Here is a 25,290-nt window from a genome sequence, read left to right as displayed (position 1 = left end):
CCCCGGGAGGGCGCATCGGCGGCGGGCTGTTCTGTCTGGATGATCAAGCCGAAGATGAATCGCCGGAACGGTGGCTGCGGCCGGCCAGGCCTGGCTGGCCCGGGGGATGGGCACGCGCCGTAGCTCGACCCCGATTGGGCGTCTGACATGTGCGCCGCGGCGGTCCTCCACGTAGACGGCGCCGCTCGCCTGACCCATGGTCTCGCCTGACGTGAACCAGCGCGGGGGCGACATGCAGCGGAAGGGAGCCGGCACCGGACCTAGGACGGAGCAGGGCGGCCCGCGCCTGCGGGTCGGGTTCATCCTGGCCAACAACTTCACGCTCAGCGCCTTCTCCCTGTTCGCTGACACCCTGCGCCTGGCGGGTGACGAGGGGGATCTCTCAAGGCGCGTCCAGTGCGACTGGAAGGTGATGAGCTCGAGGCCGCGGGCGATCCGCGCCAGCTGCGGGCTGGAGGTGATGCCGGACTCGGGCCTCCTGGATCCACAGCCGTTCGACTACATCGCCGTCATCGGCGGCGTCCTGCACCAGGGCGCTGCCGTGGACCGGGACACGGAGGACTACCTGCGCGCCGCCGCGCGGGCGGGCGTGCCGTTGATCGGCGTGTGCACCGGCACCTTCGTGCTTGCTCGCGCCGGGCTCCTCAAGGGGCGGCGCTGCTGCGTGAGCTGGTACCATCACAGCGACATGATCCGGGACTTCGACGACATCGAGCCCGTCTCCGACCGCCTGTTCCTCATCGACGGCGACCGCATCACGAGCTCGGGCGGCGCCGGCGTCGCAGACCTCGCCGCGACCCTGGTCGACAGGCATGTCGGCGCCTCGGCCGCCCACAAGAGCATGGGCATCCTGCTGTTCGAGAGCCCCCGTCCCGAGACGACGTCGCAGCCGATGCCCGCCTTCGTGCCGCAGGCCGTGCCGCCGACGGTCCGCCGGGCGATCTCGCTCATGGAGCAGAACCTCGAGGGCCCGCTGACGGTCGCGGCGCTGGCGGCCAGGATCGGGCTGGGCGACCGGCAGCTGACGCGCCTCTTCATGGCGGCCCTCGGCCAGCCTCCGGCGGCGGTGTACCGCCGCATCCGCATCCGCTACGGACGCTGGCTGCTGGAGCGGTCGTCGCGCCCCGTGGCCGACATCGCCGCCGCCTCGGGCTTCGCCGACGCCGCCCATTTCGGCAAGGAGTTCCGCCGCGTCTTCGGCACCACCCCCGCCCGCTTCCGCGCCTCGTCCGCGGCCGAGCGCAGCGCGACGGACCTGCCGGCCGACCGCAGGCCGTATTGACGCGCCGCGTCAGCCTTCCGCGGCTCAATCCTCCGCAGCCAGGTAGTCCCGGGCCGCCTGGCGGTAGGCATCGGCGCGGGTGAGGATGCGCAGCAGCTCCGCGTGGCTGTCGGCGATGGGTGTTCGGGCCGGGCTGCCGGCGACGAGGGCGGCGTGCCCGGCATCGATGGCCGCCGCCATGGCCTTGGGCGTTTGCGGGAAGGCGACGCGCACGCGGCAGGCCGCGAGCCAGGCCGCGTCCTCGAGCGCCGCGACGGGCTGGGGGATCACGAAGGGCAGGGTGGTCACGGCGCAGAGCCGCTCCAGCTGCGAGCGCTCCTTGAGCCCCTGCACGAACAGCGCGTCGACGCCGGCCGCCTCGTAGGCTTTCAGGCGCGCCGCGATCTCTGTCAGCCCATCCTCGGCGAGCAGCAGGCTCGTTCGCCCGATCACCGCGAAGCGGTGGTCGGCGCGACCCTCGAGAGCGGCGCGGAGCTTGCCGACCGCCTCCTCCAGCGGGATCAGCCGCCCCTTGGCGGCGCCGTAGGGCGCCGGCAGGTCGGTGTCCTCGATGGTGACGCCGCACAGGCCCGCCGCGTCGAGGTCGGCCACGAAGCGGCGCACGTTGAGCGCGTTGCCGTAGCCGTGGTCGCCATCCGCCATGAGCGGCAGGGCGGTCGCGCGGGTCATCCGGCGCACCTGGTCGACGAACTCGCTCATGGTGACGAGGGCGATGTCCGGTGCGCCCAGCACCGACAGCGCCACGTCCGAGCCGGGAATCATGCCTAGCGGATAGCCCAGCACCTCGGCCATGCGCGCGGTGAGCGGATCGTGGACGATGGCAGGCCTGGCGCAGTCGCCTCCCGCGAGGACCCGTCGATAGGCGTCCCTGCGATCTCCCGTGCTCATGCGACTCCTCCTGCTTCGCCGGTCGCCGGGCGGCATCATCCCCGTCATCCCACGCGAAGGCCAGCACCAACGTCGTGCGGCGGTTCCGGCCGATGGCCGTCAGGTCTGGAGCACCGCCTCGATCTCCTCGCGGATGATCTGCTTCCAGCGGTCCACGACCGTGTCGTCCGCCTGGGATGCCAGGCCGGCGATGCTGAGGGCGAGGGTGGGGTGCCCCGCCTTCGCCGGGATGGCCATGCCGATGCCGATCGCCTCGCGGACCACGTTGCTGCGGCTCACCGTGAAGCCCGTCGCGCGCGTCTCGGCCACGAGCCGGCGAACGGTGGCTTCGTTGAGGTTGGCGTGGCCCTCGAGATGCGGGGCGATGGTGCGGATGATGCGCTCGGTCGTCTCGGGGTCGAGGGCCGCCAGCAGCGCCGTGGACCCGGCGCCCACCCCCAGCAGCCGCCTTTGCCCGATCTCGACCGGGATGACGCGGATGACGGCGCTGCCGTCCGTCTTGAGCAGGCAGGTCGCCTCGATGCCGCTGCGGCCGAGCAGGTAGGAGGTCACGCCGGTGCGCTGCGCGACCCTGTCCACCGCCACCCGCCAGCGGCCGATGTCGAGCGTGTCGGGCGTCACGGCGAGGCTGAGCTCGTAGGTGAGGCGGCCGACCATGTAGCGGCGCCGCTCCGCGTCGTGGCGGACGAGGTCCTCCTCCACGAGGCACTTCAGGATCCGGTGCGCGGTCGAGCGGGGCAGCTTCACCGTGTCGGTGATGGCGGAGAGGCCGACGCCCTGCGGGTCGCCCTGGCCGATCCGGCGCAGGATCGCGGCGGCCCGGCGGATCGCCTGCGTGCCGTCGGTGTTGCCTTCCGGTGCTTCGTTTTCGATCGCCGACATCGCGCCTGCCCGGTGGATTGCTTTCAGAACTACGTCATCCGACGGAAGAGCGAAACTGTGGCCCACCGCCGCTACACGGCCAGATAGCGCTCGACCAGCGCCCCGGAGGCGTCGAATTCGGCCCAGGAGCCGGAGAAGACCAGTGACCCGGAGTCGAGCAGCATCACCCGCGAGGTGCATTGGCGCGCGAACCAGATGTTCTGCTCGGCCAGCACCAGGGCGGTGCCGTAGGCCTCGCAGGCCTGGACCACCTTGGCTGCCATGTCCTCGACGATCACCGGGGCGAGCCCCTCGGTCGGCTCGTCGAGCAGCATGAGGCGGGGTCGCGCGGCGATGGAGCGGGCGACCGCCAGCATCTGCTGCTGCCCGCCGGACAACTGGCCGCCCATCCGCGTCACGAGATCCTTCAGCATCGGGAACATTGCGACCACCTCGGCGAGCGTCGGCAGCCCCGCCTTGCGCTCGGTGCCCTGCTGGGCGAGCCGGATGTTCTCGGCCACGGTGATATGGGTGAAGATGCGCCGGTCCTCGGGCACTAGCGAGAGCCCCAGTCGCACGCGGTCGCTGGCGCTGGTGCGCCCGAGCGGCTTGCCGTCGAGCACCACCTCGCCCCGCACCGTGGGGCCGGCGTTCATCAGGCTCTTCAGGAGCGTGCTCTTGCCCGCGCCGTTGCGGCCCAGCACAGCGATGCGCTCGCGCTCGGCGAGCGCGAAGGCGACGCCATGGAGGATGTGGGCCTGGCCGTAATGGGCATCGAGGGAGCGCACCTCAAGCATGCTGCGCTCCGTGGCCGAGATAGACCTTCTTCACCAGCGGGTCGTCGCGCACCTGCGAAGGCTCCCCCGCCGCGATCACCTCGCCGTAGTTGAGCACCATGAGCGTGTCGGCGAGCTCGAAGATCAGATCCATGTCGTGCTCGGTCATCACGATGGTGATGCCCGTCTCGGTCTTCAGCCGCGCCAGGAAGCGCGTCATCTCACGACGGTCGGAGGGCGACATGCCGGCGGTGGGCTCGTCGAGCATCAGGATGCCCGGGCGCGTGGCCAGGGCGACGCAGAACTCCAGGCGCTTTCGGTCGCCGTGGGACAGGAACTGTGCCTCGTCCTCCCAGCGCGAGCGCGCGAAGCCGAGCCGTTCCAGGATGCCCTCGGCCTCGGCGCGGACCTCGGGCATGGGCGTCCAGCGCCACCGCGGTCCCGCGCTGCCGCCGCCGGCGCGGATACGGGCTTCGATCGGGATGACCACGTTGGCCATCAGGTCGAGTTCGGAGAAGATCCTGGCCACCTGGAAGGTGCGGCCGAAGCCGAGCCGCGCGCGGCGGAAGGCCGGCAGGGTCGTCACGTCTTCGCCGCGAAAGCGCACCGTGCCGGCGCTGGGCAGGCGTTCGCCGGTGAGCACCTTGAACAGCGTGGTCTTGCCGGCGCCGTTGGGGCCGATGATGGCGAGCGTCCGGCCTTCCTCGGCCTGCAGCGAGACGCCGTGGAGCACCTTGAGCGCCCCGTAGCTCATCTCGATCCCTTGCGCGTCGAGGATCATGGATGGGCTCCCGCCGCGGCCTTGCGCTTGCGCGCCGCCTTGCGCAGCGCGCCGAGGATGCCCTGCGGCGCCACCAGCACGACGACCAGCAGGCTCGCCCCCACCACGATCTCGGAGATGCCGACGAAGGTGCGCGTGAAGTAGTTGAGGCCCGCAAGCCCCAGCACGCCCACCACGGGGCCCCAGAAATGGCCGACGCCGCCCAGGAGCGTGGCGAAGATCGGCTGGGCCGAGGCGAGCCAGTTCACGTAGTCCGGGTGCACGATCTGCGCCCAGGGCGCGAGCAGCGAGCCTCCGACCGCGGCGAAGCCGCCGGACAGGGTGAAGGAGGCGACGCGCAGGCGCCAGACGTCGATGCCCACGAAGGCCGCGCGCTCGGGGTCGATCCGCACCGCCTGCATCGTCCGCCCCAGCGGCCCGTGCACGACGAGCCAGATCAGCAGGATGGTGACGAGCCCCACGCCGATCACGAAGTAGTAGTTGGCCAGCGGGTTGGCCAGATTGAGCGTCGCGATGCCGAGGTTGATGACGGGCCGCGGGATGGCCGAGATGCCCTCGTCGTGGCCGAGATAGGGCGAGTAGCCGATCAGCACGACCACGAGCTGCGACAGCGCCAGCGTCAGGACCGAGAACTGGATGCCGTTGGCGCGGCGCAGCACCACGATCGCCACGAGGAAGGCGGCGAAGGCGCCCAGCGCGAAGCTCGCCGGCGGGATCAGCAGGAAGCTGACGTTCCAGCCGTAGCGCAGCGCCGCCGCGGAGAGATAGGCCCCGATCCCGAAGAAGGCCGCGTGCCCGAACGAGACGAGGCCGGCGTAGGAGAACAGGATGTTCCACGACAGCGCAAAGACGATCTGGATCATCGCGAACCCCGCGATGAACACGAGCCCCGGATGGACGATGAACGGCGCCAGCAGGAAGACGGCCAGCAGCACCGCCAGGGCGAGGTGTCCCGCCAGCTTCATTGCGACAGCTCCGGGAACAGGCCCTGCGGCCGCACGAGCACGAGGACGATGAGGAGCGAGTAGGTCGCGATGCCGGGCAGCCCCGGCAGGACCACGGCGTTCAGGCTCTCCGCCAGCCCGAACAGGATGGAGGCGAAGAAGGCCCCGCGCACCGAGCCGAGCCCGCCGACGATGACGGCGCAGAAGGCGTAGAGCAGGTAGGAGTGCCCGAGATCCAGCGACAGCGCCTGGTTGGCCACGAGCAATCCGCCGGCAAGGCCCGCCAGCGCGAAGGACACGACGACGGACACGAGCTTCAGGCGCTGCACCTGCAGGCCCGCCACGTTCGCCATCCACGGGTCGCGGGCCACCGCCAGCACCAGCTTGCCGAACCACAGCCGGTTCAGGCCGATTTCCAGCGTCGCGAAGACGAGGATGCCCGCGGCGATGATGAAGAGGCCGTAGACGGACACGGGCATGCCGAGGTCGATGAAGTCGCCCAGCACGGCCGGCGGGTAGACCGTGTGGACCGCCTGCCCGAACACGATCTTCGACACGCCGTTGGAGAGCAGCAGGATCCCGAAGGCCGCCATCAGCGTGTATTCCGGCGGCACGCCCGCCAGCCGCCGGAAGACCGCGAGGTCGGCCAGCACCCCGATGCTGCCGATCAGCAGGGCGGCGATGAAGGCTGCGCCGAGGAAGACGAAGAGCGAAGAGGCCTCCTGGCCGGTGATCGCATAGGCCGTGTAGGCGCCCACCATGAAGAACGCGCCATGGGCGAAGTTGAAGATCTTCATGATGCCGAAGGCCAGCGTCAGGCCGGAGGACACCAGGAAGATCGCTAGGCCGAGCACCAGGCCGTTGTAGAGCCCGTAGAGGTAGAGCGACATCAGGCCTGGCCTCCCGCGGCGGCGAGCGCGCGCAGGTCCTTCTTCTGCACCTTGCCGACGGCGTTGACCGGGAGCGCCTCGACCACGTGCAGGCGCTCGGGAAACTTCTGGCGGGCGAGGCCCAGGCCGTCGAGATGGGCCTTCATGACGTCCAGCGTGAACGAAGCCCCGTCGGCCGGCAGCACGAAGGCGACGACCATTTCGCCGCGCTCGGGGTCGGGGATGCCGACCACCGCCGACTGCCGCACGGCGGGATGGCGGGCGAGCGCGTTCTCGATCTCGAGCGGGCTGATGTTCTCGCCCTTGCGGATGATGATGTCCTTCTTGCGCCCGGTGATCTCGAGGTAGCGGCCGGCGACGCGACGGCCGAGATCGCCCATGCGGAAGAACCCGTCAGCGGTCATGGCCGCGGCGTCGTCGTCCGGATCGAGGTAGCCCAGCAGCATCTGCGGGCCGCGGACCAGGATCTCGCCGGCCGCGCCGTCCGCGACGGGGCTGCCGGCGTCATCCACGATGCGCAGGTCCACCGATATCTCGCCATCCGTGTCGGCATGGGCCTGCGCCTGCGCGCGGTCGCACGCGCCGGGGCAGACGAGCGGCACCTCGGTGGAGCCGTAGGCGCGCGAGACGACCGCGTTCGGGAAATGCGCCAGGCCCCGCAGCACCAGTTCCGGCGGCACGCTGGCGCCGCCGCAGACGAAGCGGCGCAGCGTCGGCAGGCGGGTCCCGGCCCGCTGCGCAGCCGCGATCAGCCCGGCCAGGAACGGCGTCGCGCCGGCCATGAAGGTGGCGCCCGCCGCGTCGATGGCGCTCACGGCCGCGTCGGGATCCCAGGCTTCGGCCAGGATCGCGGTGCAGTCGGTGAGCCAGGGGAACTCGAAGGCATAGATCGATCCGCCGATATGGCCGATCGGGGAGGGGACGTAGAGGCCGTCGTCCGGCCCCGTACCCCAGAAGTCCGCCGTCCGCCGGATGATGGCGTCGACGGTGGCATGGCTGTGGATCACGCCCTTCGGCCGCCCGGTGCTGCCCGAGGTGAAGAGCACCATCTTGGCGTCCGTGGCCGGCGGCGGGACCGGAGTTGCGGCGGGATGGCGCAGCAGGGCCTCGAACGAGGTGTCTGCGGCCGCGTCGCCGCGCACGGTGAACACGTGGGCGGGCGGGTTGGGCAGTCGAGCGACGAGGCCCGGATAGTCCGTGCCCCGCCAGGCCTGCGGCACGACGATGGCCTCGACCGCGAGCGCGGGCAGGATGAAGCCCAGTTCCGCCTGCCGGTAGATCGTCAGCAGGGGAACGAGCCGGTAACCGAACAGCGCCGCCGCCAGATTGACGACGCAGGCCTCCCACCAGTTCGGCAGCTGGAACGCCACCGCCGCCCCCGGCGCGATCCCGCGGGCCGCCAGCGCTCCGCCCAGCCGACAGGCAAGCTCGACCATCTCGCCCCGCGACACGGCGCGCGCCCCGTCCCGCACGAGGATGCGCGCGGGATCTGCGGCGGCCTTGGCGAGCGCGACCTCGGCCAGTCCCGTCCGCCCGGAGAGTTCCGGGCGCGGGATCCGCGCGAGGTCGGCCAGGCGTCGGTCGAAGGCGGTCATGGGCATCGAGAGGCAGTCTCGGGCATTGCCTTGGCTCCAATCTCCTCAACCGCCCCCACGCTCCTCATCCTGAGCCACGGCCGGAGGCCGTGAGTCGAAGGACGCAGAACGGTGCCGCATGGGCTTTCTGCGTCCTTCGACTCGGCCGCTCCGCGGCCGGCTCAGGATGAGGGAGACGGAGGATTGCGGTGTGACCCATCCCTCACGTGAACGACAGGGCCTTGCCCGGGGTGGGCGGGCCGGCGAACTGGGCGCCGTCGACCCGGGCGAAGTCGAGCACCTGCCAGCCGTCCTCGTTCTTGGCCGGCCCGAGCAGGGCATAGTTCACATCGCTGATCGCCTGGTGGTCTTCCTTGCGCAGCGTGATCTTGCCCTTGACCGAGTCGAAGGTGAGCCCCTCCAGCGCCGGGATCATTTCCTTGGCCGTCGGGCCGGCGCCCTTGCGCAGTCCGCCGGCGATCGCGGTCATGGCGGCGTGCGTCATGCCCACGAAGCCGTCGGGGTGCTTGCCATAGCCCTTGGCCCGGAACGCCTCGACCACCTTCTGCGAGATCGGGTTGTCGGGATAGGCGCCGTAGTACCAGTGGAAGCCGGACCAGTAGTTCTCCGGCGTGCGCTCCTTGAGCGCGATGGCGCCGAGGAACTCGCTGCCCGAGGTGAAGAAGCCCTGGATCTTCTTGGTGAGGCCGAGCTGGCCGGCCTGCTGCAGGAAGGTCGTCTCGTCGGCGCCGCCGAGGCCCACGACGAGCCCGTCGATGCCCTGGCTCATGAGGCGCGCGATCTCGTTGCGGTAGTCCGTGGCGCCGAACTTGGTCCACAGGGTCTCGGTCATCTTGATGTCGATGGTATTCTGCGCCTTGTAGACCCGCGGCAGGTGGTAGTTCACCACGTCCATCACGGACCGGCCGATCTCCGCGTCGGGCGCGATCGAGCCCCAAACCTTGGCGGTCTTGTACTTCTGCGCGACGAGGCCGGAGCCCGCCGCGACACGCATCGCCGAATAGTCCGTGACGCGGAAGTAGTTCGGCCTGAAATCCTCGTGCGTGAGGTTGTTGCCGTGGGCGGCGGCGCTGATGAAGACGGAGTCGAGCTCGCCCATGATGCCGTTGAGCGCCAGCACGACGCCGGAGACGAGCCCGCCCGTGAAGATCCGCACGCCTTCGCCGGCCAGCTCGCGGGCGGCGGCGATGCCGACATCGGGCTTCAGGCCGTCGTCGCGCACGACGAGTTCGAGCTTCTTGCCGTTGATGCCGCCGGCCGCGTTGATCTCCTCGACCGCGAATTCGGCGCCGCGCTTGTGGTTCTGCCCGAAGGCCGCGTAGCCGCCCTGCAGGCTGGTGATCAGGCCGATCTTGATGACGTTGCCGCTCTGCGCGATGGCGGGCATCGGAAACGCGGACAGTGCGCCCATGCCGAGCGCCCCGCCGATGAATTGCCGTCTGCTTGTGGTCATGGATCCCTCCCCGGGTCGGTTGGTTGCAGGCTTGTCCTCACGATCGCCAGGCGGCGACCCTGTCCTTCGTTGCCGTCGCTACGGTTGGAAGCGCGTTCATGCCGCCCTCCAGCGCGTGTCGGCGACGCCCTGCAGGTGCGTGCCGGCGCCGCCCATGGCGGAGCGCAGCAGCCGGGCGCGGTACGTCCAGCGGTGCAGGGGATGCTCGAGCGTCAGGCCCATGGCCCCCATGAACTGGTGCAGGTCGTTGGTGATGCGCGTCGCGGCCTCCTGGACGAAGCCGAGCGCGCCCATGGCATCGGCCGGGTCGAGGCTGTGCGCCGCCTTCAGGGCCAGCCAGTAGGCCGCCTCGATCTTCGCGGCGGCGGATGCGAGCCTGTGCTGGATGGCCTGGAAGCTGCCGAGGGGACGCCCGAACTGGTGCCGGTCCTTCACATACGCGACGACCGCATCGAGCCCGCCCTTCAGGACCCCGCCGAGCTCCGCCGCCAGAGCCGCGCGCCAGGCATTCCGGACGCGCTGCGGATCGGCATCGGCTGCCCGCCAGTCCGTCGCGCCCGGTGTGAGCCGCCCCATCGGATAGGCGAAGAGACTGTCGACCGGCGCGACGGCATTCGGGGTCAGAACGGCCGTCCGGATGCCATCGGCCTCGATCAGGATCACCGAGCGGGCGACGGTCAGGAACCGGGTCGCCGCATCGTCCCGACCTTCGACGACCGCGATCGGGCGTGGCAGCTCAGCTCCCACCATCGGTCGCAGCACGGACGAGGCCGCGCATTCGGCGAGCACCGGCAGGCGAGCGACCCGGTGGGTGAGGGCCGCGGCCGCGACGAGGCCGAGCGTCTCCTCCCGGGCGCAGTCGAGGAAGCCGTTGTCCTCCAGCATCCGGTCGAACGCGGCCGACCAGTCGAACCTCGACCAGTCGGGCGAGGTGCGCCAGTGAGCCTCATGACCCTCGGCCATCTGGTCGAGGACGCCCAGGAACGTCGCCTGGTCCTCGTTGGGCGCGAACCGCATCAGCGCATCTCCCGGGGCAGGCCCAGCCAGCGCTGCGCGATGATGCCCAGCTGGATCTCGATGCTGCCCGACGCGATGCCGGTGACGATGGCCCTCTCGTGGTGGGTCTGCACGGCGAGGTCGCCCGGGCCGCTGAAGGCATCCGGGAGGAAGTCCAGCGCGAAGTCCGTGACGACCGTCTCGGCGTCCGCCACCGCCACGCGGGCGATGCTGGCCTCCGCGCCCAGCACCTCGCCGCGCGAGCGCTTGTCGACCGTGCGGTGCACGAGGATGCGGGCGGCATCGCAGGCCGCGGCGGCGGATCCGGCCCGCATCCGCACGACCGGGTCGTCGAAGAGGCCGCGCTGGGTCAGTTCGTCGACCATGCGGCCGAGGACGCGGTCGGCGAGTTCGTAGCGCGCGATGCCGACGCGCTCGTTGGCGAGCGAGTAGTTGATGATGGACCAGGCCTCGCCCTTCTGGCCGAGGCGCGCGCTGGCCGGGACGCGCACGTCGGTGAAGAAGGTCTCGTGGATGTCGCCGTGCCCGATGAGGCTGGGAATCGAGCGCACATCGATTCCCGGCGTCGCCATGGGCACCAGGAAGATGGCGATCCCCGCCTTGCCGTTGCCCTGGCCGGTCCGGGCCAGCAGGAAGCAGTGCTCGGCGAGCCCCGCATAGGACGTCCAGATCTTCTGGCCGTTGATCACGTAGTCGTCGCCGTCGCGGTCGGCGCGGGTGCGCAGGCTGCCGAGGTCCGAACCGGCATTCGGTTCGGAGAAGCCCTGGCACCAGATGGCCTTGCCGGCCGCCATGGGCGGAATGTAGCGCCGCTTCTGCTCGTCGGTCCCGAAGCGCATCAGGGTCGGGCCGATCCAGTTCACGTTCATGTACTGCGCGCCGCGCGGCTCGCCCGCGGCCCACATCTCCTCGCCCAGGATGAAGTGTTCCCAGGCGGGCCGTGCCGATCCGCCCCATTCGGCCGGCCAGTGAGGAACGAGCAGGCCGGCGGCGGCGAGCTTGGGGCAGAACTCCAGGCTGAACGCGGTCTGCTCTTTCGAGCCCGGCCCGTGGCGGGACATCTCCGCCCAGTCGGCCGGCAGCTCGCGGGCGAGGAAATCCCGCACCCGTTCCCGAAAGGCCCGATCCTCGTCGGTCCAGTCGAAGTCCATCGAGCGTCTCCAGCCTGTCCATCTTGTGGGACATCAGCGTTTCACGGGATGGGAAGCTCATCCCGTGGCGCCGTTCTGTCAAGACTGAAAAGGCGGGCTCATCTCTTGAACACCACTGGAGCAAGGCCTAGTATTGGGATAGGGAGTTGGTGCGGCGCACAAAATATGTTCCGTATCGTGAGACAAAAGGGAGGCGCCGTTGCGCACCTGCGTGCTGACGGGGAGCCATGGCGGCATGGGGCGCGCGATCTGCGCCGAGATGCGGCGCGTGGGCTATCGCGTCGTCGGCATCGACCGCCCGGGCAGCGCGTCCCAGACCAGCGCGTCTGAGCGCGGCGAGGATGCGCCGGACCGGTTCATCGGATGCGACCTCACGGACATGGACGCCGTGCGGGAGGCCCTCGGCGCGCTCGATGACGAGGCCGCCGTCACGACCCTGGTGAACTGCGCCGGCCTCTACGAGAAGATCGGCGTTTTCGACCTCACGCTGGAGGACCTCGACCGCGTGCTGGCGGTGAACCTGCGCGCGCCGTTCCTGCTCAGCCAGGAGCTGGCGCGGCGCATGGTGGCCGCGGGGATCGCCGGCAGCATCGTCAACATCGCGTCGATCAACGGCAAGCTCGGCAGCCCCATGATCCCCTACGGCACCTCCAAGGCCGGGCTGATCGGCCTGACGCGGAGCATGGCCAGGACGCTGGCCCCCTACGGCATCCGCGTGAACGCCATCGCGCCCGGCACCATCGACACGCCGATGGCGGCCGACGTGAACCCTGTCCAGATGGAGCGGCAGATGCACAGCGTCGCCATGGCCCGCGTCGGGAAGCCGTCCGAGATCGCCACCGTCGTTCGTTTCCTCGCAGGCGAGGAGGCGAGCTACATGACGGGCAGCATCGTCGACGTCGCCGGCGGCTGGATGTCGTGACACGCCGATGCAACTGACCACCACGCCCGAGGACGAGACCTTTCGGACGGCGGCCCGTGCCTGGCTCGCGGCCAACGTGCCCGGCGAGCGGCCGCCGCGCGAGGGCAAGGCGGCCGCCGATTTCACCCGCGCCTGGCTGAGGCGCTGCCAGCAGGGCGGCTGGGCCGGGATCGCCTGGCCTCGGCAGTATGGCGGGCAGGGCCTGCCGCCGCAGCGCATCCTGATCTGGTACGAGGAATACGTCCGCGCCCGCGCGCCTTCCGTGCTGGACGGCTCCTTCGTGGCGCTCAACCATGCCGGCCCGACGTTGATCGCCTGCGGCAGCGAAGACCAGAAGGCGTTCCACCTGCCGAAAATCCTGTCCGGGGACGCGCTGTGGTGTCAGGGGTTCTCGGAGCCGGACGCCGGCTCGGACCTCGCGTCGCTGCGCACGCAGGGCGTGGTCGATGGCGACCACCTCGTCGTGAACGGCCAGAAGATCTGGTCGAGCTATTCCGATCACGCCGACTACCAGGAGCTGCTGATCCGCACCGAGCCGGGGTCCAGGCACCACAAGGGGCTGAGCTGGGTGATCTGTGACATGCGCGCGCCCGGCATCACCGTGCGCCCGATCCGCAACCTGGCCGGCGTCTCGCATTTCGCGGAGGTCTTCTACGACGACGTGCGCATTCCGCTGTCCAGCGTCGTCGGGCCGCTGCACGACGGCTGGCGCGTTGCCATGACGACGCTCGGCTTCGAGCGCAAGACGGCGGCGATGGGCCTGCAGTTCGAACTCGGCGTGCGCATCGAGGACCTGATCGCGCTGGCGCGGCCCCGCGCCGGCACGGCGCTCGCCGAGCGCCTCGCGGATCTGCGTGCCGAGGCTGCCGCCCTGCGGGCCATGACCTACCGGACCGTGCTGCGGGAGCCCGTGACGCCCTCGGACGGCTCCATGATGCGGCTCTACTTCGCCGAACTGGCCCAGCGCATCTTCGCCGCCGCCATGGACGTCCTCGGGCCGGAGGCCCTTCTGGACGGCGCGTGGAGCCACGACTATCTGGAAGCCTACAGCGAGACGATCGCCGGCGGCACGGCCGAGATCCAGCGCAACATCATTGCCGAGCGCGTGCTCGGCCTGCCGCGGGAGTAGAGCCGTGGCGTTCGATCTGAACCTCTCCCAGGACCAGCGGCTCATCGTCGAGGCGGCCGCTGCGCTGCTCGCCGAGAGCTTCCCCCTGGGCCGCCTGCGCGAGGCCCGGCAGGACGACCTCGCGCCGCTGTGCGCGTTCGGCGCCTTCTCGCTGTCGGCGTCGGAGGAGGAGGGCGGCTCGGGATTCACGATCGTCGAGGAGGCTCTCGTCCACACGCTGCTCGGCCGCCATCTGCTGACCACCCGAAGCCTGGCGACGACGGTCGCGGCGGCGGTGGCGCGGTCGGTGGGCGAGGGCGCGCTCGCCACCGCGATCGCCAGCCTCGGGCGGCCCGTCTGCGCGGGCCTGCCGGGCGCGCAGGGGATCCTGGTGCTTGATCCGGTGCCGAACGCGGCGGTTCTCGTGTTCGGAGACAGGCAGCTGTCCCTCGTGGAGACCGGCGCTGTGCGGGAGCAGCCCGGCCTCGGCCACTCCGTCGCCGTGGCGCTGGCCGGCGGGACCGGGTCAACGCTGGCGTCCACCGATGATCCCGCCCGTCTCGCGGCGGCTGACCTGCTCGTGTCCTGCCACCTTCTCGGCGTGGCCGAGGGCGCGCGCGACCTCGCCGTCGCCTATGCCGCCATGCGCCGCCAGTTCGGCAAGCCGATCGGGGCTTTCCAGGCCGTGAAGCACCACGCGGCCGACATGGCGATCCGCGCCGAGATGCTGTCGGCCCAGCGCGACATGGCGGCGATCGCCCTGGCCGATCGCCGGCCGGACGCGGCGTTCCAGGTCGCGGCCCTGCGCCGGCTGGCGCCGCCGGTGGCGCTGGCCAATGCGCGGGCCTGCATCCAGCTCCACGGCGGCATCGGCTTCTCGGCCGAGGCCGACGCCCACCATTTCGTCAAGCACGCGCACGCGCTCTCCCGGCTGGGCGAGGCGGCGTCGCTGCTCGACCTTCCCTCGCCGATGGCGCCTCGCCAGCCGGCTGCCGAAAGGACCTGACATGCGCGTGGCCCTCATCACCGGCGCGTCGAGCGGCATCGGCCTCGCCACCGCGAGAGCCTTCGTCGAAGCCGGCATCGCCGTCGTCGGCGTCGCGCGCGACCCGGGCAAGCTCGCGGCCATGGAGGGCGAACTCGCGGGCAGGGGGGCAGAGGTCGCTTCCATCGCGCTGGACGTGGCGGCCGACGACGCGCCCGCCCGGGCGGTCGGCTTCGCCCTGGAGCGCTTCGGCCGCCTCGACCATCTCGTCAACAATGCCGGCATCGGCAGCCCCAGGCCCGTGCACGAGACCGACGACGAGACGCTCGACTATTTCCTCGGCCTGATGCTGCGGGCGCCGTTCCGCCTCTGCCGCGAGGCGCTGAAGGCGTTCGGCGACGAGGCGACCATCGTCAACGTCAGCTCCACCTATTCGCTTCTGGGCGGGCTGCGCGGCGGGGCCTATTCCGCCGCTAAGGGCGGCCTCAACGCGCTGACCCTGCACCTCGCGGCCCAGTACGGCTCGTCGGGCGTGCGCTCCAACGCGGTGGCGCCGGGCGTGATCCCGACACCCATGACCTTCCATCGCCTGGAGGACGAAGGCTTCCGCCGCATGAACCTCGACATGACGCCGGCCACCCGCATGGGAACGGTCGAGGACGTCGCCCAGGCCATCCTCTTCCTGTCCTCGCCCGCGTCCGGATTCATCAACGGACAGGTGCTCGCCGTGGATGGCGGCTGGAGCACGACGAAGTTCCTGTCGGAGGATGCGCTGAAGGCGGAGCGCAGGATGGTGGACCCCGGGTTCACCCATTCGGGCAAGCCGCCCCGGCCGTCCGCCGCCCGGGCGCCGAAGGAGACTTGACGCTCGCGGGGTGCCCGGCCAGCGCATGACCTTCGTTCATTCGCCCGATGAGAACAATGCATTGGACGAATGCGATCGCGCCGTGTTGATCTCGGTCAACGACACGGGGAGCACGCGATGAACGCCCATGTTTCCGCCCAGGCCTTCCGCAATGCGATGTCGCTGATGAGCGCGGCCGTGAACATCATCACGACGGACGGCCCGTCGGGCCGGCACGGGCTCACCGCGTCCGCGGTCTGCAGCGTCACCGACACGCCGCCGACGGTGCTGGTCTGCGTGAACCGGTCGTCGCGGGCCCACGACGTGATCGTGGCCAACGGCACCTTGTGCCTCAACGTCCTGGGCTCCGAGCACGAGGATCTCGCCAAGACCTTCGCCATGCCGGGCCTGTCGCCGCAGGAGCGTTTCGCCCGCGGGGCGTGGCGCGTGCTCGCGTCCGGTGCTCCCGTCCTGGACGGTGCGACCGTGAGCCTCGACTGCCGCGTCGCCGCCCGCCACGAGATCGGCACGCACAGCGTCTTCTACGCCGAGATCCTGGACGTCGCCCTGGCGCAGGCCCGCCGGAGCCTCGTCTACTTCGACCGCGGCTTCCACCTTCTGGGCGCCGCGCCGGAGGCTCCGCCGGCCATGGCCTGAGCCGGCAGGCCGCCTCTCGGGAGAGGCGAGGCCCGGTCCAGCGCGCCAGGGGCGGGACGCGGGAACCCGCGTGCTCCTGTCGGGTTCAACCGCCGGGCTCGAGGCCGCTTCCATGTGCAACGACTACGGCAACCACATCGGCTATGCCGCCTATGTGGAGGCTTTCAGCCAGATCAAGCTCCCGGTGTTCACCCCTGGCGGTGCGCCGAACCTGGAGCCGCGCGAAGACATCCGGCCCACCGAAACGGCGCCGGTGATCCGCCGCGTCGACGGCGGCGTCGAGCTCGTGGCCCAGCGATGGGGCCTGGATCCCGGGCGCCCGAAGGCGCCGCCTGTCATCAATTTCCGCTCGGAGGGCCGGCACTTCGCCCGGCAACGATGCCTCGTGCCGGCGTCGCACTTCTTCGAGTTCACCGGCACCAAGGCGCCGAAATCGAAGTGGCGTTTCAGGATGGCAGGGGAGGACTGGTTCTGTTTCGCCGGCCTCTGGCGCCCGACGGCGTCCGGGGGCGATGCCTTCACCATCCTGACCACCGCGCCCGGGCCGGACGTGGCCCCGATCCACGATCGGCAGGTCGTGATCCTGCCGAAGGACGACTGGATGGCCTGGCTTGACCTCACCCGCCCGGAGGAGGAGCTGCTGCGGCCGCTCCCGGCGGGAAGCCGCGTCGTGGAGCAGGTGCGCTGATGGGCGGCGCCGTCCTGGTCGGCACGGCCGGCTGGAGCGTCCCCAGGATCCATGCCGCGCACTTTCCGGCGGGGGGCAGCTTGCTGGAACGCTACGCCGCCGTGTTCCCGGCCGTGGAGATCAACACCTCGTTCTACCGGCCGCATCGCCGATCGACCTACGAGCGCTGGGCCGCCTCGGTGCCCACCGACTTCCGCTTCTCGGTCAAGGTGCCGAAGGCCGTCACCCATTCCGACTGGCAGGCCATCGAGGCGCCGCTGGACGGGTTCTTCGAGGAGATTGGCGGCCTTGGCCCCAAGCTGGGCGCGGTTCTGCTCCAGCTCCCGCCCAAGCAGGCCTTCAGCCCGGCCGATGCCGACCGGCTCCTGCGGGCCGTCCGCAGCCGCACGCAGGCGCCCGTCGTCCTCGAACCGCGCCATGCCAGCTGGTTCGGGCCCGCAGGGGAAGACCTCCTCCGGTCCCTGCGGATCGCCAGGGTTGCCGCCGACCCGCCCCGGGCGGCGGGCGCCGACCAGCCCGCCGGCTGGCCGGGCTTCGCCTATCTCCGCCTGCACGGCTCGCCCGAGATCTACCGCTCCTCCTACGCCGACGGTCGCCTGGAGCGATTGGCCACCCAGGTCCTCGGCGCCGCGCGGACCGGCGCGCAAGCCTGGTGCATCTTCGACAACACGCAATCCTACGCCGCCACGGGCGATGCGCTGGGCCTGAAGGCCTTGATCGATCCAGCCGAGAGAACGCATCCGTAGGACAAGGGGCCGTGGGCCCGCCCGACGGCGGCCGCCGTCGTCGCTACTGTCCCGCCATCCCGCGCGTCTCCGGGAGCCTGCCGTGACCCCGTCGACGTCCCGCCGCGCAGACACCCGCGAGGCCGAGGGCGGTCAGGCCGGCGTCTTCCCCGGTGAGGCCCTCAGGATGAGGTAGCCGGCGAGCCCGGCGCACAAGGATCCTGCCAGGATTCCGTACTTCACGCGGTCCTGGAGGGCCGGGTCGGTGAAGGCGAGCAGCCCGATGAACAGGCTCATCGTGAAGCCGATGCCGCAGAGCAGCGAGACGCCGAGCATCTGCGTCCAGGTCGCCCGGGCGGGGAGGTCGGCCCAGCCGGAGCGCACCAGCAGGACGACCGCGCCGAAGACCCCGAGCAGCTTGCCGACGACGAGACCGGCGGCGACCCCGATGGCCAGGCTGTCCTGAAGAAGCCCCCAGCTGACGCCGGAGAAGGATACCCCGGCGTTCGCAAATCCGAAGATGGGGACGATCACGAAAGCGACCGGCACATGCAGGCGCTTCTCCAGCCGATGCAAGGGCGAGATCTCGGGCGACGCCTCGGGTTTCCCCGGCGTGCGGACGAGGGGGATCGTGAGGGCCAAGAGCACGCCCGCGATCGTCGCATGAACGCCCGAGAGCAGCATCAACACCCAGAGGAGGATCCCCAGGACCAGGTAGGGCGCCAGCCGGACGATCCCAGCCCGGTTGAGGCCCAGCAGGACGAGGGCGACCACGAAGGCACCGAGCAGGGCGAGCGCGTTGATCCCGGCTGTGTAGAACAGCGCGATGATGATCACCGCCCCAAGGTCGTCGATGATCGCCAGGGCCGCCAGGAAGACCTTGAGCGAAGCCGGGACACGCGGCCCCAGCAGGGACAGCACGCCCAGCGCGAAGGCGATGTCCGTCGCGGCCGGGATCGCCCAGCCGCGCAGGACGAGCGGATCCTGCCAGTTCAGGCCGACGTAGATCAGGCCCGGAACGATCATGCCGCCCAGGGCCGCAACGCCGGGAAGCGTCCGGCGGCTCCAGGTGGAAAGCTGCCCGTCGAGCACCTCGCGCTTGATCTCCAACCCGACCAGCAAGAAGAACACCGCCATCAACGCATCGTTGATCCAGTGCAGCAGGCTGAGAGGCCCGACATAGGTTTTCAGGACGGCGAAGTACTGGGGGGAAACCGGTGAATTGGCGATGGCGAGGGCAGCGACGGCCGCCCCCATCAGGATCACTCCGCCGGCAGCCTCGCTGTGCAGGAAGTCGCGGAACGCCGAAAACGATCGAAGCATGGGCACAGGTCTCCCGCGCTGGCGGCCCGACCGTGCGCTTGACCTGCCCGCCGAACCCTTCCGGCGGAACACCCTGTGCACTCTATCGCATTCAACAAAGGGCTTATCAACCCGTGTCGACACACCCGGGCGGGAGACCATGCCACGACGCCCGACGACGGACGCTTCTCGACGAGCGATCCCGGAACCTGGGCGCATCTGTCCCCCGGAGGCTCGCCTTTGGCCCAGAGCCGCCGATCAGATTCCGCGAAGGCGAGGTCCGCCTCGGGTGGCGCGCCGGAGTTGGCCGCCGCGCTCACACCTCGCCTGCGGGAGGCCCGGCTTCTTCCCGAAAGTTGTTTTAGGTCACGTTGACAACCTGTGCTGGCACGTCAAGTATCCGTTGCAAGGGAGAACGCCCGTGCCTCTTCGATCGCAAGCTTTCGCAGGTGACCCGAAGCTGGAGGCTTGCGCTGTCTCGCACTCGGCACACATCACCCGTGGTCACAAGGGCAAGCATGTTGCCAAGATCCAGGCCGCACTCAACGCGCTGGATGGCGCCGGCCTGGCGGTTGACGAAGTCTACGGACCGGCGACGGCCGCCGCCGTCCTGGCGTTCAAGCAAAAGCGGAAAATCATCAATTCCTCGTACCAGTCGCAAGCTGACGACACGGTGGGCAAAATGACCATCGTTCGCTTGGACGACGAACTCGCTGATTTGAAGCCCGCGCCAGGCCCCAGGAAGGACCTGGAGTTCCACTTGGACTACTGCAAATTCTTCGATCGGAATGCATTTTTCCATCGACGTGACCGTCGCTGAAGTCGGGGAAGTGCCATGCATGTCGTTCGGACTTGGGGAGTGGACATCAAGGCTTCGAAGAAGCTCACCATTTTTCCAACGTCTCGGGTGACGGGCCTCTGGTTGACGGCCTTCAACAACGCCGTAGGCGTGATCAACGGCTTCAAGCTTGCCGCATCACTCGAAGTGTCCTCCACCCCGCCGCATCCTGAGACCGATGCAGGGGCCAACGTTCAATTCGATCTGGGCAACGGTGTCCTGAAATACAGGGCGTGGGGGAAGGACTATACCGTCACGGAAAAGATCAACGACGTCGTGTCGGATGTGAAACTCGATCCCACGGCGTTGCATGGACTGACGCAGACTTTGAGTTCGGCGGGAATCGTCCAGCGCGCATTCATCTTCGTGCCGGCCACGCCGATGACGCCCGCGCAAGTGCGCGTTGCACCGGGCCCCGACGGTTTCAAGAACGTTCCGAGGCCATCGGGTCTCGGCGTGCTGACCTTCATCGCGGCGCACGAAATGATCCACGCTCTCGGTCTCACCGACAACGAGCACACGGTCAAAGGGGCGTTCGGCGACGTCTTCACCGGGCTTCCGGGGTTGATTGCCGGGGCATTCGACAAGCCGGCCGACGATCGCCTGAGGGTGCGCGACGACCCTCGCGTCGACATGCCCCCGCTTGCCATCAGCAAGGACACGCGGGATTTCGTCACTCAGGCGTGGACCTGACGGCACGGCCTGCCATCGACGCAGGGGTGCTCGCCGATCTCACAAACGTCCCTCAAGGCCCATCAACGGGTCGAGAGCCATCGTTCGCGCCGGCGGCCTCGCGTCCCGCGGCGCCCGTGCGCCTCCCCACAAGGAACCAGAGCTGGGCTTGGCGGTTGCCGAGGCGGTGGGCACGACTGGAGCGAGGGAGGTGGACATCAGTTCGTTCGGTCGGGCCCCGCCACGGCCCCGCAGCTCTCAAGCCTCGTCCGCGATCCGCCTCCGCAACATACTGATCCTCCTTCGCGGGCAGCTCTGGCCGCTGCCTCTGGCCATCAGCGCCGTCGGATTGGCGCTGGCCTATGGAGTGCTGGTCTTTGGCGAAGCGGCGTCGCGATGGGCCCTCACGGGCGGGGCGCTGCCGTGGTGGCTGTTCAGCGGCGACGCCGGGACAGCGCGGGATCTGCTGTCCAGCCTCCTGTCGGGGCTGATGACGATGATGTCGCTCGTCGTGTCCGTGACCTTCGTGATCCTGTCGCTGGCGGCCAACCAGCTCGGGCCGCGCCTGATCCCGACCTTCATGGCGGATCGGCAGATCCAGGCGGTCATCGGCCTGTTCCTGGCCACCATCCTCTACATCCTCGTGGTCCTACGCAGCATCAGCGACGTCCTGGGGCCGCGGGGCGTTCCCCATGTGGCCGTCACCGGTGGAACGCTGCTGACGGTGCTCTGCCTGTTCGCGCTGCTGTTCTACGTGCACAAGGTCGCGCGATCGCTCGTGGCCGACAATATCGTCGATACGGTGGGGCGCGGGCTGCTGCAGTCCGTGAGGATGATCCTGCCCGAGCGGGGCGACGGCGACGGCCGGGAGGTCGCTGACGCGCGGCTCCCGGCGGTGGAGCAGGACATCGCCATCGGGCGCAGCGGCGTCATCCAGGTCGTCGATCACGACGCGCTGCTCGCCCAGGCGATCGAGGCCGGCGTCGCGCTGGAGGTCGCGGTGCGGGCCGGGCACTTCGTCCTGCGCCACGGCGCGCATGTGCGCGTGCGGGGCGGCAGCCTCGACGAGGCGGGCCAGGACACGGTTCGCGAGGCCTTCGTCATCGGCCCGGAGCGCAGCCCCGCGCAGGACATCGAGTTCGGCATCCGCCAGCTCGTGGAGATCGGGCTGCGCGCCCTGTCGCCGGGGATCAACGACCCGTTCACGGCCATCGCGACCCTGGACCGGCTGGGCGAGGCGCTGGAAGCGGCCATCGCGCGCGGCGAGCCCGCCGCCGTGCTGCGCGACGGCGATGGCCATCCCCGCGTGGTCCTGAGCCGGTCCGATCCCCCGGGCTTGATCGGCGCCGCCTTCGACGCCCTGCGGCAGGCGGCGCGGACCAATCCGGCGGTTCTGATCCGCATGGTCGACATCCTCGCGGAACTCGCCCGCGCGGCCGAGGGCCCTTGCTGGAGGGAGGCCCTGGCGGATCAGCTGCGCAAGATCGGCCAGACCGCGCAGGCTGCCACGCTCGTGCCGGCCGACCTCGCCGCCGTCCAGGTCCGCATCGAACAAGCCGAGGATGCGCTGGGACAGCCGGTCCGTGATCGCCGGCCGACCTGACCGCCGCCTCCTGTCGTGCAGCGCCGGCCCTTGACCGACCGAACCCCGCACGTCGCGCTCGCGTTGCCCCCGATCGTCCCGCTGCCGATGAGGCGTCCCGCGTGTTCACCTTTCTCGAGACTGCCGCCTTGCTGCTCGGGCTGTCCGCGCTCTTCGGATGGCTGAACCACAAGTTCCTGCCGTTTCCGCATGCGGTCGGTCTGCTGATCATGAGCGTGGTGTCGTCGGGCGTCCTCATCGCCGTGGACCGGGCCATACCCGGGCAGCACCTGTTCGAGGCCCTGACCGCGCCGCTCGGCGCCATCGACTTCAGCCGCATCGTCATGGACGGGATGCTCGCCTTCCTGGTGTTCGCCGGGGCCCTGCACGTCAATTTCGGGCGCCTGCGCGACCGGGCCTGGCAGGTGGGGGTGCTGGCCGTCGTCGGCACGGTCCTCTCCACGGCCATCATCGGCTTTGCGGTGTGGTGGCTCGCGCCGTTGTTCGGCTGGCCGCTGACGCTGGGCTGGTCGCTGGTCTTCGGCGCGCTGATCAGCCCGACCGATCCCGTCGCCGTTCTCAGCATCCTGCGCACCGTGGCCTTGCCGCCGTCCATCGAGGTGGAGTTGCAGGGCGAGGCCCTGTTCAACGACGGTGTGGGCATCGTCCTGGTCGCGGCGCTCACGGCCTATGCCGCAGGGCAGGGGGAGCAGCACGGCGGGCTCGTCGGGTCGGGCGTGCTCCTGGTCACGGAGGCGGGCGGCGGCCTGCTGCTCGGGCTCGTCACCGGGCTCGTCGCCTACTGGGGCATGCGGATGATCGACGATTACCCCGTCGAGGTGCTCATCTCGCTCGCCTTGGTCACCGGCACCTACGCGATAGCCCTGCGGATCGGTGTGAGCGGGCCGCTGGCCATGGCGGCCGCGGGGTTGCTCATCGGCACGCGGGGTCCGCGCGACGCGATGAGCGACCGCACCCAGACCTATCTCTTCGGGTTGTGGACGCTGATCGACGAGATCCTGAACTCGGTCCTGTTCCTGCTCATCGGCCTCGAGGTCCTCGTGATCAGCACCGGCAGCATCTCGCTGGGCTTTGCCGCCGCCGCGATCCCCATCGTCGTCGTCGCCCGCCTGGTGGCGGTGTTCTGCCCGCTGGTCATCGCCCCTCTCGGCGTCGCGATGTCGCTGCGCAACGTGCCGTTCCTGACCTGGGCCGGCGTGCGGGGCGGCATCTCGGTCGCGTTGGCGCTGGCGCTTCCCGCGAGCGAGGCGAAGCCCCTCATCCTGTCGGCGACCTATGCCGTCGTCCTGTTCAGCATCGTCGTCCAGGGTCTGACGCTGCCCGTGGTCGCGAGGCTGACCGGGGTTGCCGCGCCGGACGGTGGCAAGGCCGGCGGCAGCGCGCCGTCCGGAGCCCGGGCTCTCGACGCTGAAACGTGAGGGATGCCCTTAGTGCAGCGACGCCGAGAGGGCGTCGGGATCCTTGCGGTGGACGGCGAAGCGATCGACCAGGGTGGCGCTGGCCGCGTTGAGGCCGATGACCTCCACCGCATGGCCGTGCCGGCGCGCCTTCAGCACGAGGCGATCGAGCGCGCCGACCGCCGAGATGTCCCAGAAGTGTGCCGCGCCGACGTCGATGACGATCCGGTCCACCGGCTCGAGCACGTCGATGGCGTCGGCGAACTCCCCGGCGGAGGCGAAGAACACCTGGCCTTCGACCGTGTAGGTCCGCGTTGAACCGTCCGGCGAGAGGGTGCTGGTGACCTGGCACAGGCGCGACACCTTGCCGGCGAAGAACACGCCGGAGAGCAGCACGCCGACGATGACGCCCTGGGCCAGGTCATGCGTCGCCACGACGGTCGCGACCGTCGCCAGCATCACGATGGAGGACGAGCGCGGGTTCTCCCGCAGCTTCACGATCGACCGCCACGAGAAGGTGTTGATCGAGACCATGATCATCACGGCCGTCAGCGCCGCCACCGGCACGATGGCCAGCAGCGGCTGCAACAGCACGAGCAGCACGAGGAGGAAGACGCCCGCGACGAGGGTCGAGAGCCGGCCGCGCGCGCCCGACGACACGTTGATCACCGACTGGCCGATCATGGCGCAGCCGCCCATGCCGCCGAACAGGGCGGAGGCGATGTTGGCGAGGCCCTGTCCGTGGCACTCCCGGTTCTTGTCGCTGGCGCTGTCGGTCATGTCGTCGACGATCTGCGCCGTCATGAGCGATTCCAGCAGGCCCACCGCCGCCAGCGTCAGGGACACCGGCGCGATGATGCGCAGCGTCTCCAGCGTCAGCGGCACGTCCGGCCAGCCGAACTGCGGCAGCGCGGAGGGCAGCTCGCCGAGCTGGGCCACGGCGCGCACGTCGAGGTTCAGCGCGTAGGCCACGGCGGTGACCACGGCGATGGCGACGAGCGGGGAGGGCACCAGCGTGGTCAGGCGCGGCAGCAGGTAGATGATCGCCAGCCCCAGCGCGATCAGCGCGTAGGTGGCGCCGGGCACGCCCACGAGCTCGGGGAGCTGCGCCATGAAGATGAGGATCGCCAGGGCGTTGACGAAGCCCGTCATCACCGAGCGGGAGACGAAGCGCATCAGGCGCCCGAGCTTGAGGAGACCGGCCCCGATCTGGAAGACGCCCATCAGGATGGTGGCGGCGAAGAGGTACTGGATGCCGTGCTCGCGCACGAGGCTGCCCATCAGCACCGCCGTCGCGGCCGTGGCCGCGGAGATCATGGCAGGGCGCCCGCCCGTGAACGCGATCACCGTGGCGATGATGACCGAGGCATAGAGCCCGACCTTGGGGTCCACCCCCGCGATGACCGAAAAGCCGATCGCTTCGGGGATGAGGGCGAGGGCGACGACGATCCCGGACAGGACGTCGGCGCGCATGTTGGAAATCCAGTCACGGCGAAGCCGCGCCGTGACGGTGTTGGGCAAAGTGGTCATGGGGGACGATGTCCGCAAAAGAGCTCTCACGCGCGGCTGGCGCCGGCGGCTTGTCAGCAGGCTGCTTGGGAAGCGGGAGCTTTGCGCGATCCGGCGGATTGGCGGCCGGAAGAGCCACCCGGAATTACACCGGGTCCAGGCGAATGATGCTCTGTAGTCTCTGAGCCCGCGGCCTAGCAACAGGATTCTGGCCGGGGCGGCCGCCCGGCTTGTCCGGGCAGGGCCACCCCCGGCCTCATGCCGCAGCCGATCTCGGCGCCAGCGGACCGGCAGCAGCTTAGTCCCGGATGGTCCTGGCGAAGGTGAGGGGGGCCCAGTCACCCGCGGGATTCGGCCCGCGGCGGGCCGCTCGCAGACGTTGCCGTGAGGGCCGGGCCGCGG

Annotated in this window: 24 protein-coding genes and 1 other annotated feature; of the genes, 12 read left to right on the top strand and 12 right to left on the bottom strand. The window is 70.1% G+C overall.

Annotated elements, in window-relative coordinates:
* Positions 1-232 precede the first annotated feature (232 nt).
* Positions 233-1,282, top strand: a complete 1,050-nt coding sequence (locus Q0Q47_RS22510) for a GlxA family transcriptional regulator (protein ID WP_293865137.1) — start codon at positions 233-235, stop codon at positions 1,280-1,282.
* 24 nt (positions 1,283-1,306) lie between these two features.
* On the opposite strand, the gene Q0Q47_RS22505 is transcribed toward Q0Q47_RS22510, so the two are convergent.
* From Q0Q47_RS22505 to Q0Q47_RS22460, 10 genes are all read right to left on the bottom strand, one after another.
* On the bottom strand, positions 1,307-2,170 hold the full coding sequence (locus Q0Q47_RS22505) for an isocitrate lyase/PEP mutase family protein (RefSeq protein WP_293865135.1): 864 nt from the start codon (positions 2,168-2,170) through the stop codon (positions 1,307-1,309).
* Between the two features lie 99 nt (positions 2,171-2,269).
* The gene (locus tag Q0Q47_RS22500) at positions 2,270-3,052 is read right to left on the bottom strand and encodes a helix-turn-helix domain-containing protein (protein ID WP_293865133.1); all 783 of its coding nucleotides are present in this window, start codon (positions 3,050-3,052) and stop codon (positions 2,270-2,272) included.
* Between the two features lie 71 nt (positions 3,053-3,123).
* A complete protein-coding gene (locus tag Q0Q47_RS22495; protein WP_293865131.1) occupies positions 3,124-3,828 on the bottom strand; it encodes an ABC transporter ATP-binding protein in 705 nt (234 codons plus the stop codon).
* On the bottom strand, positions 3,821-4,588 hold the full coding sequence (locus Q0Q47_RS22490; protein ID WP_293865128.1) for an ABC transporter ATP-binding protein: 768 nt from the start codon (positions 4,586-4,588) through the stop codon (positions 3,821-3,823). Before Q0Q47_RS22490 ends, Q0Q47_RS22495 begins: the two co-directional genes overlap by 8 nt.
* Positions 4,585-5,553: a branched-chain amino acid ABC transporter permease gene (locus Q0Q47_RS22485; RefSeq protein ID WP_293865125.1), complete on the bottom strand. Its 969-nt coding sequence runs from the start codon at positions 5,551-5,553 to the stop codon at positions 4,585-4,587. Before Q0Q47_RS22485 ends, Q0Q47_RS22490 begins: the two co-directional genes overlap by 4 nt.
* A complete protein-coding gene (locus tag Q0Q47_RS22480; RefSeq protein WP_293865122.1) occupies positions 5,550-6,422 on the bottom strand; it encodes a branched-chain amino acid ABC transporter permease in 873 nt (290 codons plus the stop codon). Before Q0Q47_RS22480 ends, Q0Q47_RS22485 begins: the two co-directional genes overlap by 4 nt.
* Positions 6,422-8,023, bottom strand: coding sequence for an AMP-binding protein (locus Q0Q47_RS22475; protein WP_293865119.1), 1,602 nt, complete (start codon positions 8,021-8,023; stop codon positions 6,422-6,424). The genes Q0Q47_RS22480 and Q0Q47_RS22475 overlap by 1 nt, the downstream gene beginning before the upstream one ends.
* 196 nt (positions 8,024-8,219) lie before the next feature.
* Complete coding sequence (locus Q0Q47_RS22470) at positions 8,220-9,470, bottom strand: ABC transporter substrate-binding protein (RefSeq protein WP_293865116.1); 1,251 nt, start codon at positions 9,468-9,470, stop codon at positions 8,220-8,222.
* A gap of 96 nt (positions 9,471-9,566) precedes the next feature.
* Positions 9,567-10,487, bottom strand: coding sequence for an acyl-CoA dehydrogenase family protein (locus Q0Q47_RS22465; RefSeq protein WP_293865113.1), 921 nt, complete (start codon positions 10,485-10,487; stop codon positions 9,567-9,569).
* Positions 10,487-11,638, bottom strand: a complete 1,152-nt coding sequence (locus Q0Q47_RS22460) for an acyl-CoA dehydrogenase family protein (protein ID WP_293865110.1) — start codon at positions 11,636-11,638, stop codon at positions 10,487-10,489. Before Q0Q47_RS22460 ends, Q0Q47_RS22465 begins: the two co-directional genes overlap by 1 nt.
* 199 nt (positions 11,639-11,837) lie before the next feature.
* Between Q0Q47_RS22460 and Q0Q47_RS22455 the strand changes: the two genes are divergently transcribed.
* The 7 genes from Q0Q47_RS22455 to Q0Q47_RS22425 all read left to right on the top strand — a co-directional run bounded on the left by Q0Q47_RS22455 (position 11,838) and on the right by Q0Q47_RS22425 (position 17,588).
* Positions 11,838-12,560 (top strand): SDR family NAD(P)-dependent oxidoreductase, encoded by a 723-nt coding sequence (locus Q0Q47_RS22455; RefSeq protein WP_293865107.1) that lies wholly within the window; start codon positions 11,838-11,840, stop codon positions 12,558-12,560.
* 7 nt (positions 12,561-12,567) lie between these two features.
* Positions 12,568-13,689, top strand: a complete 1,122-nt coding sequence (locus Q0Q47_RS22450) for an acyl-CoA dehydrogenase family protein (protein WP_293865104.1) — start codon at positions 12,568-12,570, stop codon at positions 13,687-13,689.
* A gap of 4 nt (positions 13,690-13,693) precedes the next feature.
* Positions 13,694-14,674, top strand: coding sequence for an acyl-CoA dehydrogenase family protein (locus tag Q0Q47_RS22445; protein ID WP_293865101.1), 981 nt, complete (start codon positions 13,694-13,696; stop codon positions 14,672-14,674).
* Position 14,675: 1 nt separating this feature from the next.
* Positions 14,676-15,518, top strand: a complete 843-nt coding sequence (locus tag Q0Q47_RS22440; protein ID WP_293865098.1) for an SDR family NAD(P)-dependent oxidoreductase — start codon at positions 14,676-14,678, stop codon at positions 15,516-15,518.
* Between the two features lie 117 nt (positions 15,519-15,635).
* Positions 15,636-16,154, top strand: coding sequence for a flavin reductase (locus Q0Q47_RS22435; RefSeq protein ID WP_293865095.1), 519 nt, complete (start codon positions 15,636-15,638; stop codon positions 16,152-16,154).
* 112 nt (positions 16,155-16,266) lie between these two features.
* Entirely contained in the window at positions 16,267-16,842 is a 576-nt protein-coding gene (locus tag Q0Q47_RS22430; RefSeq protein WP_293865092.1) for an SOS response-associated peptidase, read from the top strand.
* Entirely contained in the window at positions 16,842-17,588 is a 747-nt protein-coding gene (locus Q0Q47_RS22425; RefSeq protein ID WP_293865089.1) for a DUF72 domain-containing protein, read from the top strand. The genes Q0Q47_RS22430 and Q0Q47_RS22425 overlap by 1 nt, the downstream gene beginning before the upstream one ends.
* A 132-nt stretch (positions 17,589-17,720) precedes the next feature.
* On the opposite strand, the gene nhaA is transcribed toward Q0Q47_RS22425, so the two are convergent.
* On the bottom strand, positions 17,721-18,890 hold the full coding sequence (gene nhaA, locus Q0Q47_RS22420) for a Na+/H+ antiporter NhaA (RefSeq protein ID WP_293865086.1): 1,170 nt from the start codon (positions 18,888-18,890) through the stop codon (positions 17,721-17,723).
* A 400-nt stretch (positions 18,891-19,290) separates the two neighbouring features.
* On the opposite strand from nhaA, the gene Q0Q47_RS22415 reads away from it, so the two are divergent.
* The 4 genes from Q0Q47_RS22415 (at position 19,291) to Q0Q47_RS22400 (ending at position 23,400) form a co-directional block, all read left to right on the top strand.
* On the top strand, positions 19,291-19,689 hold the full coding sequence (locus tag Q0Q47_RS22415) for a peptidoglycan-binding protein (RefSeq protein WP_293865083.1): 399 nt from the start codon (positions 19,291-19,293) through the stop codon (positions 19,687-19,689).
* A 39-nt stretch (positions 19,690-19,728) separates the two neighbouring features.
* Positions 19,729-20,400, top strand: a complete 672-nt coding sequence (locus tag Q0Q47_RS22410) for a hypothetical protein (protein ID WP_293865080.1) — start codon at positions 19,729-19,731, stop codon at positions 20,398-20,400.
* Positions 20,401-20,590: 190 nt separating this feature from the next.
* Complete coding sequence (locus tag Q0Q47_RS22405; protein ID WP_293865077.1) at positions 20,591-21,982, top strand: DUF2254 domain-containing protein; 1,392 nt, start codon at positions 20,591-20,593, stop codon at positions 21,980-21,982.
* Between the two features lie 101 nt (positions 21,983-22,083).
* Positions 22,084-23,400: a sodium:proton antiporter gene (locus tag Q0Q47_RS22400; protein ID WP_293865074.1), complete on the top strand. Its 1,317-nt coding sequence runs from the start codon at positions 22,084-22,086 to the stop codon at positions 23,398-23,400.
* Between the two features lie 9 nt (positions 23,401-23,409).
* Here the strand turns inward: Q0Q47_RS22400 and Q0Q47_RS22395 are convergent, their stop codons facing one another.
* Entirely contained in the window at positions 23,410-24,852 is a 1,443-nt protein-coding gene (locus Q0Q47_RS22395) for a SulP family inorganic anion transporter (protein ID WP_293865145.1), read from the bottom strand.
* Positions 24,853-24,993: 141 nt separating this feature from the next.
* Positions 24,994-25,049, bottom strand: a sequence feature (sul1 is cis-regulatory element that is thought to sense ions involved in sulfur or methionine metabolism; They are found in Alphaproteobacteria).
* Positions 25,050-25,290 lie beyond the last annotated feature (241 nt).

The organism is uncultured Alsobacter sp., from assembly GCF_945952055.1.
Taxonomy (GTDB): Bacteria; Pseudomonadota; Alphaproteobacteria; order Rhizobiales; family Beijerinckiaceae; genus Alsobacter.
This window is presented reverse-complemented; position numbering and strand designations above follow the sequence as displayed.

Bases quoted from the DNA above. Each gene is read 5' to 3' on its own strand.
- Q0Q47_RS22510 (WP_293865137.1), top strand. From the start codon at position 233: ATGCAGCGGAAGGGAGCCGGCACCGGACCTAGGACGGAGCAGGGCGGC.
- Q0Q47_RS22505 (WP_293865135.1), bottom strand. From the start codon at position 2,170: ATGAGCACGGGAGATCGCAGGGACGCCTATCGACGGGTCCTCGCGGGA.
- Q0Q47_RS22500 (WP_293865133.1), bottom strand. From the start codon at position 3,052: ATGTCGGCGATCGAAAACGAAGCACCGGAAGGCAACACCGACGGCACG.
- Q0Q47_RS22495 (WP_293865131.1), bottom strand. From the start codon at position 3,828: ATGCTTGAGGTGCGCTCCCTCGATGCCCATTACGGCCAGGCCCACATC.
- Q0Q47_RS22490 (WP_293865128.1), bottom strand. From the start codon at position 4,588: ATGATCCTCGACGCGCAAGGGATCGAGATGAGCTACGGGGCGCTCAAG.
- Q0Q47_RS22485 (WP_293865125.1), bottom strand. From the start codon at position 5,553: ATGAAGCTGGCGGGACACCTCGCCCTGGCGGTGCTGCTGGCCGTCTTC.
- Q0Q47_RS22480 (WP_293865122.1), bottom strand. From the start codon at position 6,422: ATGTCGCTCTACCTCTACGGGCTCTACAACGGCCTGGTGCTCGGCCTA.
- Q0Q47_RS22475 (WP_293865119.1), bottom strand. From the start codon at position 8,023: ATGCCCATGACCGCCTTCGACCGACGCCTGGCCGACCTCGCGCGGATC.
- Q0Q47_RS22470 (WP_293865116.1), bottom strand. From the start codon at position 9,470: ATGACCACAAGCAGACGGCAATTCATCGGCGGGGCGCTCGGCATGGGC.
- Q0Q47_RS22465 (WP_293865113.1), bottom strand. From the start codon at position 10,487: ATGCGGTTCGCGCCCAACGAGGACCAGGCGACGTTCCTGGGCGTCCTC.
- Q0Q47_RS22460 (WP_293865110.1), bottom strand. From the start codon at position 11,638: ATGGACTTCGACTGGACCGACGAGGATCGGGCCTTTCGGGAACGGGTG.
- Q0Q47_RS22450 (WP_293865104.1), top strand. From the start codon at position 12,568: ATGCAACTGACCACCACGCCCGAGGACGAGACCTTTCGGACGGCGGCC.
- Q0Q47_RS22440 (WP_293865098.1), top strand. From the start codon at position 14,676: ATGCGCGTGGCCCTCATCACCGGCGCGTCGAGCGGCATCGGCCTCGCC.
- Q0Q47_RS22435 (WP_293865095.1), top strand. From the start codon at position 15,636: ATGAACGCCCATGTTTCCGCCCAGGCCTTCCGCAATGCGATGTCGCTG.
- Q0Q47_RS22430 (WP_293865092.1), top strand. From the start codon at position 16,267: ATGTGCAACGACTACGGCAACCACATCGGCTATGCCGCCTATGTGGAG.
- Q0Q47_RS22425 (WP_293865089.1), top strand. From the start codon at position 16,842: ATGGGCGGCGCCGTCCTGGTCGGCACGGCCGGCTGGAGCGTCCCCAGG.
- nhaA (WP_293865086.1), bottom strand. From the start codon at position 18,890: ATGCTTCGATCGTTTTCGGCGTTCCGCGACTTCCTGCACAGCGAGGCT.
- Q0Q47_RS22395 (WP_293865145.1), bottom strand. From the start codon at position 24,852: ATGCGCGCCGACGTCCTGTCCGGGATCGTCGTCGCCCTCGCCCTCATC.